Source organism: Parasphingomonas halimpatiens (genome assembly GCF_036663795.1).
Lineage (GTDB): Bacteria > Pseudomonadota > Alphaproteobacteria > Sphingomonadales > Sphingomonadaceae > Sphingomonas.
In genome coordinates this window covers 1-10,577 of sequence record NZ_JAXOJP010000065.1, presented here as the reverse complement: position 1 = coordinate 10,577, position 10,577 = coordinate 1, and the positions used below count along the sequence as shown (strand labels likewise).

Here is a 10,577-nt window from a genome sequence, read left to right as displayed (position 1 = left end):
CTTAAGGCAGCTCCATTCTTCGTCGCTCATCAAACCACGGATCAAGGCAGCCTCCCAAAAGCCACCCTGAATCAGATACTGCCGCTATTGGGAATCCCCTTTGTCAACACGGCCTAGCAAAGAAGCATCGGGCGCTCGCACGCCATATGACTGGCCAAGAAGGTGGATCACAAAATACCCCAGCGCGCGTTGGCTGGGTCGTGGGAATGCTTCCGTGATTGAACTTTCAATCGCGAACGAGTGCGGATCGCCGACGATCACGCCTCAGACCCCGGGAATGGATACCGGAGCCGCACTAAGTCTATCATTACCGCGACAACCGCGATCGGGAGGACGACATCCCGATCAGGAGCCATGATTTTCATTAGGGCAAACGGTAACGAACCCTTCCGACCAAGCATCCCTGTTCACTTCGTAACGATCTATAAGAAAGCTCTCCGGCCAATCGCGGAAGCCCTCGAAATCAAGCTTCCGAACACGCGCCGCCTCCGCAGCCTCGCCACTATCATAGATGCCGATCAACTTGTCATCGGTTTCGCCTTCGCCAAGCTCGCGGCTATGCCAGAGCAGGTATACGAAACGCCGCTCGATCACCCGACAACTTGCTCGATCACCCCGAAGATCGGATGATGCTTGTCGTCCTCGGCCCAGATGCGGACGGTGTCGCCCTTTTTGAGGAACGGCGTGACCGGCGCGCCGCCGTTGATCATCTCGACCATGCGCAGTTCCGCGATGCACGAATAGCCGACGCCGCCCGCCGCGACCGGTTTGCCCGGGCCGCCATCGGAGTCGCGGTTCGACACCGTGCCCGACCCGATGATCGTGCCGGCGCCGAGCGCGCGGGTCTTGGCGGCATGCGCGACGAGCGTGCCGAAATCGAAAGTCATGTCCACGCTCGCATCGGCGCGCCCGAAGGCCTGGCCGTTGAGATCGACCTTCAGCGTGCGGTGCAGCTTGCCGTCCTGCCACCACTCGCCGAGCGCCTCGGGCGTGACGAACACCGGCGAGAAGGCGCTGGCGGGCTTGGACTGGAAGAAACCGAAGCCCTTGGCGAGTTCGCCGGGGATGAGGTTGCGCAACGAGACATCGTTGGTCAGCCCGACCAGCCGGATCGCCGCCAACGCTTCCGCGCGACTCGCCCCGAGCGGCACGTCGCCGGTGACGACCACGACCTCGGCTTCGAGGTCGCAGCCCCATGCCTCGTCGGCGAGCGGGATCGGATCGCGTGGCCCGAGAAAACCGTCCGAGCCGCCCTGATACATCAGCGGATCGTGCCAGAAACTCTCCGGCATCTCGGCCCCGCGCGCCTGCCGCACCAGCGCGACATGGTTCACATAGGCCGAGCCGTCGGCCCATTGATACGCCCGCGGCAACGGCGATGCCGCACCATGTTCATGAAAGCGATCGCGCGGAATCATCTCATGCTCGAGGTCGGTCGCCAGATTTTGCAGGTCGGGCAGCAGCCGGTCCCAGTCGTCGAGCGCCGCTTGCAGCGTCGGCGCGATATGGCCGGCATCGGCGCACCAGGCGAGGTCGTTCGACACGATGACGAGCTTGCCGTCACGGCCATGCTTGAGGCTGGCGAGTTTCATGCGCGCATTCTCTCCTGTGTTTAGCCCACCCATACCCATCATCGTCACGACAAGTCGAGCCGCGCGCCGCTTGACGTTCGCGTCAATCGCTCGCAGAGCTGGACAAAAGGTTGCAGGAGAGAACTGAAATGTCGCTCGACACCGTGCAGGGCCGTTTTGCTTATAACGAGGATCACGAGGCGTTCCGCGAGACGGTGCGCAGCTTCCTGCAGAAGGAAGGCGTGCCCAACGTCAACGAATGGGAAGCCAACCGACTCGTCCCCAAGGAATTCTGGCGCAAGGCCGGCGAGGTCGGCATGTTGTGCCCGACCGTGCCCGAGGAATATGGCGGCCTCGGCCTCGACTTCGGCTACAATTCGATCGTCAACGAGGAGATGGCGTATAATGGCGTGCCCGCCGGCTTCACGCTGCATTCCGACATCGTGTGCGACTACATCGTCGCCTATGGCTCGGAAGAGCAGAAGAAGCAGTGGCTGCCGCGCTTCGTGTCGGGCGAGACGATCACCGCGATCGCGATGACCGAGCCGGGCACCGGATCCGACCTGCAAGCGATCCGCACCAGCGCGAAGAAGGACGGCAACCATTATGTCGTCAACGGCTCGAAGACTTACATCACCAACGGCCAGAATGCCGACCTGATCCTGGTCGTCGCCAAGACCGACCCCGACGCCAAGCCGGCGTACAAGGGCATGTCGATCATCCTGATCGAGAGCGATCGCGAAGGCTTCAAGCGCGGGCGCAAACTCGACAAGATCGGCCAGGACGCCGCCGACACCTCGGAGCTGTTCTTCGAGGACGTGCGCGTGCCGATGACCAATTGCCTGGGTGAGGAAGGCAAGGGCTTCATCTACCTGATGAGCCAGCTGCCGCAGGAGCGCCTGTCGATCGCCGTCGGCACGCATGCGAGCGCGCAAAAGGCGTTCGACGAGACCGTCGCCTTCACCAAGGAGCGCAAGGCGTTCGCCGGCATGGTGTTCGATTTCCAGAACACGCGATTCGTCCTCGCCGACCTCAAGTCGAAGCTGCAGGTCGGCTGGGCGCATCTCGACTGGGCGATCCAGCGCCACCTCAAGGGCGAACTGACCCCGACCGAGGGCGCGGCAGCCAAATTGTGGCACACCGAACTGCAATGGGAAGTGATGGACAAGTGCCTCCAGCTGCACGGCGGCGCCGGCTACATGAACGAATATCCCATCGCCCGGATGTGGCGCGCGGCGCGCGTCAGCCGAATCTATGGCGGCACCAACGAGATCATGAAGGAACTGATCGGGCGCAGCCTGTGAGATAAAACGCTGGATTCTCAGTCGCGATCAGGGGGCGCCGCCGGCCATGGCGGCGCCACTCGTCCCGAATCCGGGCGCCGATGCGCTGAATACCTTGCGTCATTTGATCCATATTGGCATCATGACACTCCGATGACATTGCCACCGCCCGACGGGTCCCGAGACAGGCGGATAGAAGATCCCACCAATCTCTGGTTGATCCACCCAGCGGCCCGCCGCCTGTTGCCGATCGCGCTTGCCTTGCGCGTATCGGCCAATGCCGTGTCGCTGATCGGCCTCGCACTCGGCAGCGGCGCGGCGATCGCCTATTGGAACTGGGCCAGCCCGGTGGCGGCGTTCGTCGGCCTGCTGCTGTCGATTGCCTGGCTGATCGCCGACGGCCTCGACGGCATGGTCGCGCGCGCGACCGGCACCGCCAGCCCGTTCGGCCGGCTGCTCGACGGCATCTGCGACCATGGCGTCTTCGTCCTGATCTACGTGCTCATCGCGACTCATATCGGCACCGGCGAAGGCTGGGCGCTGGCATTGACCGCCGGTGCCGCGCATGTGGCGCAGTCGAGCACTTATGAAGCTGAGCGCGCGCGCTTCCACCGCCGCGTGCGTGGCGACGCGGGCACCACGCGACCGCAGCGCGCCGGCGGCGTGGTCGAGTGGTTGTACGACAATATCTCGCGCGGCATCGATCGGCTCGCCGAACCGTTCGACCGGCTGCTGCGCGACAGCGACGACCCACGGCGCCTCGGCGCCGCTTATGGTGCTCAGGCCGCGCCGGCGATGAAGCTGATGGCGCTCGAAAGTGCCAATATGCGCGTCTACGCCATCTTTCTGGCGTGTTTGCTCGGCAATCCACGCTTCTTCTGGTGGTTCGAGATCGTGCCGTTGACCCTCATATTGGTCATTGGCCTCATCTGGCATCGCCGCGTCGAAGGGGCGTTCACGCGCCCCGACCGAACATCGGCGCTTCCTACCTGATTCCCCGGCTAGGCCGGGCACTCCCCAACATTCATTGAAGTCGAAAGGGTCGTTACACCATGAAGTCCATCAACATCGCGATCATCGGGATCGGCAATTGCGCGAGCTCGCTGGTCCAGGGCCTCGCCCATTACCGGGAAGGCTCGAACGATCATATCGGGCTGATGCACTGGGAAATGGGCGGCTATAAGCCCAGCGATATCCGCATCGTCGCGGCATGGGACATCGACGCGCGCAAGGTCGGCACCGACGTGGCGGAAGCGATCTTCGCCAAGCCGAACTGCACTGCGATCTTCTGTGCCGACGTGCCGGCGAGCGGCGTCGAAGTCGCGATGGGCAACATCCTCGACGGCGTCGCCGAGCATATGCAGGACTATGCCGAAGACCGCACTTTCGTCGTCGCCGACCTGCCGCAGCCGAGCAAGGAAGAAGTCGTTGCCGCGTTGCGCGAGAGCGGTGCCGACGTCCTGATGAACTACCTGCCGGTCGGCAGCCAGAAGGCGACCGAATTCTACGCCGAATGCGCGATCGAGGCCGGCGTCGCCTTCGTCAACAACATCCCGGTGTTCATCGCCAGCGACGAGACCTGGGCCAAGAAGTTCACCGATGCCGGTGTGCCGATCGTCGGCGACGACATCAAGGCGCAGCTCGGCGCGACGATCGTCCACCGCGTACTGACCGACCTGTTCCACAAGCGTGGCGTCAAGCTCGACCGGACCTATCAGCTCAACACCGGCGGCAATACCGACTTCCTCAACATGTCGAACCGCAAGCGGCTCGCCTCGAAGAAGGTGTCGAAGACCGAGGCGGTGCAGTCGGTCGCGGCCGAGCGCATGGAAGACGACAACATCCATATCGGCCCGTCGGACTATGTCGCGTGGCAGAATGACAACAAGGTCTGCTTCCTGCGCATGGAAGGCCAGATGTTCGGCGGCGTGCCGATGAACCTCGAGCTGCGCCTTTCGGTCGAGGACAGCCCGAATTCGGCCGGCGTCGCGATCGACATGATCCGTTGCGCCAAGATCGCGAGCGATCGTGGCCTGGGCGGCCCGATCCACCCGGCATCGGCCTATTTCTGCAAGCACCCGCCGATCCAGATGACCGACGACCTCGCACAATTGGCGGTCGAGCAGTTCATCGCGGCGTGATGCCGATCGATACGGCGGTATTGCTGGCAGCCGGCGCGGGCACCCGCCTGCGTGCGGCGGCTGAATCCAAGCCGCTGTGCGTGGTGGCCGGCAAGGCCCTGCTCGACCATGCGCTGGAGCGACTGGCGGCCGCCGGGATCGCACGGGCGATCGTCGTCACAGGCTACCGCGCCGAGGCGATCGAGGCGCATATTGCGGCGCGTGACTGGCCGCTCGCGGTGACGACCGTGCGGTCGCGCGACTGGCAATTGCCCAATGGCGTGTCGGCGCTGGCGGCGGTCGATCAACTGGCCGGCCGGCCGACGCTGCTCGCGATGTGTGATCACCTCGTCGAGCCGGCGCTTTATGCGCGCATGGCGGCGACCGGCGCGGGCCCGGGCTTGCGGCTGGGAGTCGACCGCCGGCTCGGCCATCCCTGGGTCGACCCCGAGGACGTAACCTTCGTCGCCACGGAGGGCGCGCGGATCGTCGCCATCGGCAAGGGCATGGCCCCGCACGATTGCTACGATACCGGCGTCTTCGCGGTCGGGCCGCCATTCTTCGACGCGCTCGCCGGGCTGGAAGCCCCCTCGATCACCGAGGCCGTGCGCGCACTCGCAGCGCGCGGCGCGGCCGAAGTGGTCGAATGCAGCGATCTCGACTGGATCGACGTCGACGATCCGAAAGCGCTGGCGGCGGCGGAGGCGTGGACGACACCGCCCCGGGACAGCTGACAATATTCACCTGCGAGACCGCGCCGGGCGGTTGACATCAGCAACACACTGCCGGACATCCCGCACCACGGGACGCGACAATAACGGGGCTGAATCATGCGCGTGATAAAGGGTTTCCTGCTGGCGCTGGCCGGCGCCACGATGCTGGCGGGTTGCGCGGGCGACGGCGCGAAACCGCAAAGCGCGAGCAGCACGCCGGCCAAGGCGCCCGCGCCCGGCATGGGCAAGGGCTATAGCCACGACCCCTATCCCTCGACCTATCATGCCTATCCCGGCGTGCCGACGCTGGTGACCAACGTCACGATCTTCGACGGCGAAGGCGGACGGATCGAGCGCGGATCGGCACTGTTCGCCGATGGCAAGGTCGTCGCGATCGGCCAATCGCTGACCGCGCCCGCCGGGGCGACGGTGATCGACGGTACCGGCAAGGTGCTGACCCCCGGCATCATCGATATCCACAGCCATCTCGGCGACTATCCCTCGCCCGGCGTGCCCGCCAATAGCGACGGCAACGAGGCGACCGGGCCGGTCACCGCCGATGTCTGGGCCGAGCACAGTGTCTGGCCGCAGGACCCCGGCTTCAGCCGCGCACTCGCCAATGGTGGCGTCACCACGCTCCAGATCCTGCCCGGCTCGGCCAATTTGATGGGCGGTCGCTCGGTGGTGGTGAAGAACGTCTATGCCCGCACCGAGCAGGGCATGAAATTCCCCGGCGCGCCCTATGGCCTCAAGATGGCGTGCGGCGAGAACCCGAAGCGCGTCTATGGCAGCAAGGGGCGCGAGCCCTCGACCCGCATGGGCAATATCGCGGTCGATCGCGCCACCTGGGCGCGCGCGGTCGAATATAAGCGCAAATGGGACAAGTATGAAAAGGACGGCGGCGAGCCACCCGCGCGCGACATCGCGATGGACACGCTGCGCGGCGTGCTGGCCGGCGAGATCCTCGTCCAGAACCATTGCTACCGCGCCGACGAAATGGCCATCGTGCTCGATATGGCCAAGGAATTCGGCTATCACGTCAGCGCGTTCCACCATGCGGTCGAGGCCTACAAGATCGGCGACCTGCTCAAGGCCAATGGCACCTGCGCGGCGGTGTGGGCCGACTGGTGGGGCTTCAAGATGGAATCCTACGACGCGATCAGCGAGAATCTCGCGCTGCTGCAGAATGCCGGCGCCTGCGCGATGATCCACAGCGACGACGAGAACGGCATCCAGCGCCTCAACCAGGAAGTCGCCAAGGCGCTCGCCGCCGGGCGCCGCGCGGGGATCCAGATTTCGGACGCCACCGCCTGGGAATGGCTGACGATCAACCCGGCGCGCGCGCTCGGCATCGCCGACAGGACCGGCAGCCTCAAGCCCGGCAAGATGGCCGATCTCGTGCTGTGGAACGGCAACCCGTTCAGCGTCTATGCCCGGCCCGAAAAGGTGTGGATCGACGGCGCGCTGCTCTACGACGCCAATGACCCGACACGACGACCGGTATCGGATTTCGAACTCGGCCAGCCCGGCGCGGGAGACGTCAAGTGAAGCGCCTGCTCCCGCTCCTCGCCACCGCCGCGGCGTTCGTCGCCGCCCCCGCCGCCGCGCAGTCGGTCGCGATCGTCAACGCCAAACTCGTCATCGGTGACGGCTCCGCGCCGATCGACGGCGGCACCGTGCTGATCCGTGACGGCCGCGTCGTCGCCGCCGGTGCGCATGTCGCCGTGCCGCAGGGCGTGCAGGCGGTCGATGCCGGCGGACATTATGTCACGCCGGGGATCGTCGCCGGCTTCACCCGGCTCGGCATCGTCGAGGTCGATGGTGTCGATGCGACCAACGACAGCGGCGCATCGGGCAGCCCGTTCCATGCCGCGATCGACGTCGCGCCGGCGGTCAACCCGCGCACCAGCGCGGTGCCGCTCAACCGCGCCGAAGGCATCACCCGCGCGATCGTCGCGCCGGACAATCGCGGCTCGATCTTCGCCGGCCAAGGTGCGGTGATCGATCTCGGCGCCGATGTCGACGCGGTCACCCGTCCGCGCGCCTTCCAGTTCATGGAATATGGCGAGGATGGTGGGCGCGCTGCGGGCGGCAGCCGCCCGGCGGCGATCGCGGCGTTCCGCAACGCGCTCGCCCAGGCGAAGCTCTATGCGCGCAACCCCGGCGGCTACGCCGACCAGGGCAAGGATGCGCTGCTGACGCGCGCCGATGCCGAGGCCTTGCAGCCGGTGATCGCAGGCAAGGTGCCGTTGCTGGTGCATGTCGAGCGTGCCTCCGACATCCTCGTGCTGCTCGACCTCAAGCGCGAGATGCCGGCGCTCAGGCTGGTGCTGGTCGGCGTCAGCGAGGGCTGGATGGTCGCATCGCAACTCGCCGCCGCGCATGTCCCGGTGATCGCCTCGGCGCTCAACGACCTGCCGGCGAGCTTCGAGCAGCTCGCGGCGACCCAGTCCAATGTCGGGCGCATGAAGATGGCCGGCGTCGTCGTCGGGCTCGGCATGATCGGCGACAACGACGCGCGTCAGGCGCGGCTCGAGAAGCAATATGCCGGCAACCTCGTCGCGCTGGCGCGGATCCCGGGCGCGACCGGGCTCGACTGGAACGCGGCGTTCGCGGCGATCAGCTCGGCACCGGCCGAGGCGATCGGCATGGGCGGCGAGATCGGCTCGCTGCGCCCCGGGCGGCGCGGCGATGTGGTGATCTGGTCGAACGACCCGCTCGAACTCGACGCCGCGGCAGAGGCGGTGTGGATCGACGGGGTGAAGCAACCGCTCGACACGCGCCAGCGCATGCTGCGCGACCGTTACATGCAGCCGGGCGAAGGGGCGCTGCCCAAGGCGTATCAGCGATGACCCAAGCAGGAGCGCCGACTGCCCCCGCGCGAAACCGGCGACGTTGGCCCTGGGTCGGCCCCGCTGCCGGATTTGTGAGCGCCGCGACCTCCGCGATCGTTGGCGACCTGCGCACCGGCGACACGCGGCTCTTGATGCTCGATGTCGCGATCCTGCTGACGATCCTCACGCTTGTCAGCGGAACCGAGCTGTTGTTGCGCGGGCGGGCGAGGCTGTGGGCACGCATCGCCGAGGTGAGCGTGGCGCTTGGTGGCATCCTGTACGTGCTGTCGCTGGTGAGCGGCGCGGTACTGCCGCTTGCGGCCTTATGGCTTGCCGTGACCGCCGGCCTGATCGCGCTCGCCGTACTGCAACCCGAGGTCACCACCTGACCCGACCTTGACTTATTGCATCGCAGCATGCATATGCCACCCATCGAGGCGTCATGCAGCGTGATCGTGTCCGTCAGGGCACAGGCTCCGTCTCGGTTGTTCACTAGGCTTCCCAAGTCACGCGGGGTGTCATTTACCCCCGCCACACGTGCGTCCACCGGGCCTGCGTGCATGGCCAATATCGGACTCATTTTTTCATGTCTTTCAAGAATCTCGGCCTCGCCGATCCGCTCGTCCGCGCGCTCGAAGCAAAGGGCTACGTCACCCCCACCCCGATCCAGCGCGACGCCATCCCGACCGTGCTGACCGGCCGCGATCTGCTCGGTATCGCGCAGACCGGCACCGGCAAGACCGCCGCCTTCGTGCTGCCGTCGATCCAGCGCCTCGTCGAAGACGCCAAGCGCGTCCTGCCGACGCATTGCCGCATGCTCGTGCTCGCCCCGACGCGTGAACTCGCCGGCCAGATCGCCGAGAGCGCGCGCGGCTACGGCCAGTTCTCGAAGATGTCGGTCGCCACCGTGTTCGGCGGCACCAGCATCAACAAGAACCGCACCGACATGGCGCGCGGCGTCGACATCCTCGTCGCCACGCCGGGCCGCCTGCTCGACCTGATCGAGCAGCGCTTCGTCAGCCTCGTCACGCTGGAGATCCTCGTCCTCGACGAGGCCGACCAGATGCTCGACCTCGGCTTCATCCATGCGCTGCGCAAGATCGTCCGCATGCTGCCCAAGCAGCGCCAGACCTTGTTCTTCTCGGCGACGATGCCCAACGCGATCCGCGAGCTGGCCGACCAGTTCCTCAAGGATCCCGTCACCGTGTCGGTCAAGCCGGCGGCAACCACCGCCGAGCGCGTCGACCAGGCGGTGACCTTCGTCAACCAGTCGGAGAAGCAGGCGCTGCTGACGATCGCGCTTAACGATCTCGATGTCGAACGCGCGCTGGTCTTCACGCGCACCAAGCATGGCGCCGACCGCGTCGTGAAGCTGCTCGCCGGCAATGGCATCGCCGCCGCCGCGATCCACGGCAACAAGAGCCAGCCGCAGCGCGAGCGCGCGCTGGCGGAGTTCAAGTCGGGCAAGGTCAAGGTCATGGTCGCGACCGACATCGCCGCGCGCGGCATCGACGTGTCGGGCGTCAGCCATGTGTTTAACTTCGAGCTGCCCAACGTGCCCGAGCAATATGTCCACCGCATCGGCCGCACCGCGCGCGCCGGCGCGTCGGGCTCCGCGATCAGCTTCTGCGCCGAGGACGAGCGTCCGTACCTGCGCGACATCGAGAAGGTGACGCGCCAGAAAATCACCGTGCTGCCGTTGCCGGCCGATTTCCAGCAGCGCGCCAATGCCTTGAAGGCGATCCGCGTGACGACGATCGGCGCCGATCCGGCGCCGCGCGAAGAGCGTTCGCGCGCCGAGCGCGGCCCGGCGCGTCCGCGCGCCACGCATGCCGCCCGGCCGACCAGCCCCTATGCCCCGCGCGGCCGCGGCCCGCGTCGCGGCGGTCGTGGTGGCGGCGGTGGTGGCACCGGCGGCGGTCGCTCGCAGGCCAACGCTTAATACCAGCGGGCGAAAGGACTGACTCTGCGGGGATTCCCAAGAGGTTGATTTTCTGATTCGATGCGGAAGTGTTGGATTGGAGGCGGAGATGTCTGGGATCACGATTACGCGACT

11 protein-coding genes are annotated in these 10,577 nt (G+C 66.2%); 8 read left to right on the top strand and 3 right to left on the bottom strand.

All coding sequences use genetic code 11. From position 1 onward, the window contains the following. Positions 1-84: 84 nt before the first annotated feature. The 3 genes from U1839_RS26905 to U1839_RS26100 form a co-directional block, all read right to left on the bottom strand. Positions 85-261, bottom strand: a complete 177-nt coding sequence (locus tag U1839_RS26905) for an Imm42 family immunity protein (RefSeq protein ID WP_503653554.1) — start codon at positions 259-261, stop codon at positions 85-87. Positions 262-345: 84 nt separating this feature from the next. Continuing rightward, positions 346-594 (bottom strand): DUF7336 domain-containing protein, encoded by a 249-nt coding sequence (locus U1839_RS26105; protein WP_332806481.1) that lies wholly within the window; start codon positions 592-594, stop codon positions 346-348. Continuing rightward, on the bottom strand, positions 591-1,592 hold the full coding sequence (locus U1839_RS26100; RefSeq protein ID WP_332806480.1) for a fumarylacetoacetate hydrolase family protein: 1,002 nt from the start codon (positions 1,590-1,592) through the stop codon (positions 591-593). Before U1839_RS26100 ends, U1839_RS26105 begins: the two co-directional genes overlap by 4 nt. Positions 1,593-1,720: 128 nt before the next feature. On the opposite strand from U1839_RS26100, the gene U1839_RS26095 reads away from it, so the two are divergent. From U1839_RS26095 to U1839_RS26060, 8 genes are all read left to right on the top strand, one after another. Beyond that, positions 1,721-2,875: an acyl-CoA dehydrogenase family protein gene (locus U1839_RS26095; protein WP_332806479.1), complete on the top strand. Its 1,155-nt coding sequence runs from the start codon at positions 1,721-1,723 to the stop codon at positions 2,873-2,875. A gap of 132 nt (positions 2,876-3,007) precedes the next feature. Beyond that, positions 3,008-3,847: a CDP-alcohol phosphatidyltransferase family protein gene (locus U1839_RS26090; protein WP_332806478.1), complete on the top strand. Its 840-nt coding sequence runs from the start codon at positions 3,008-3,010 to the stop codon at positions 3,845-3,847. Between the two features lie 59 nt (positions 3,848-3,906). After that, a complete protein-coding gene (locus U1839_RS26085) occupies positions 3,907-4,995 on the top strand; it encodes an inositol-3-phosphate synthase (protein WP_332806477.1) in 1,089 nt (362 codons plus the stop codon). After that, positions 4,995-5,708, top strand: coding sequence for a phosphocholine cytidylyltransferase family protein (locus tag U1839_RS26080; RefSeq protein ID WP_332806476.1), 714 nt, complete (start codon positions 4,995-4,997; stop codon positions 5,706-5,708). The genes U1839_RS26085 and U1839_RS26080 overlap by 1 nt, the downstream gene beginning before the upstream one ends. A gap of 96 nt (positions 5,709-5,804) precedes the next feature. Next, a complete protein-coding gene (locus U1839_RS26075) occupies positions 5,805-7,235 on the top strand; it encodes an amidohydrolase (protein WP_332806475.1) in 1,431 nt (476 codons plus the stop codon). Between the two features lie 5 nt (positions 7,236-7,240). Beyond that, a complete protein-coding gene (locus U1839_RS26070; protein ID WP_443030663.1) occupies positions 7,241-8,539 on the top strand; it encodes an amidohydrolase family protein in 1,299 nt (432 codons plus the stop codon). A 74-nt stretch (positions 8,540-8,613) separates the two neighbouring features. Beyond that, complete coding sequence (locus tag U1839_RS26065) at positions 8,614-8,910, top strand: hypothetical protein (RefSeq protein ID WP_332806473.1); 297 nt, start codon at positions 8,614-8,616, stop codon at positions 8,908-8,910. Positions 8,911-9,107: 197 nt separating this feature from the next. Continuing rightward, positions 9,108-10,463 carry a DEAD/DEAH box helicase gene (locus tag U1839_RS26060; RefSeq protein WP_332806472.1) on the top strand — a complete coding sequence of 452 codons (1,356 nt, stop codon included), beginning with the start codon at positions 9,108-9,110 and terminating at the stop codon, positions 10,461-10,463. The last annotated feature ends 114 nt before the right edge of the window (positions 10,464-10,577 follow it).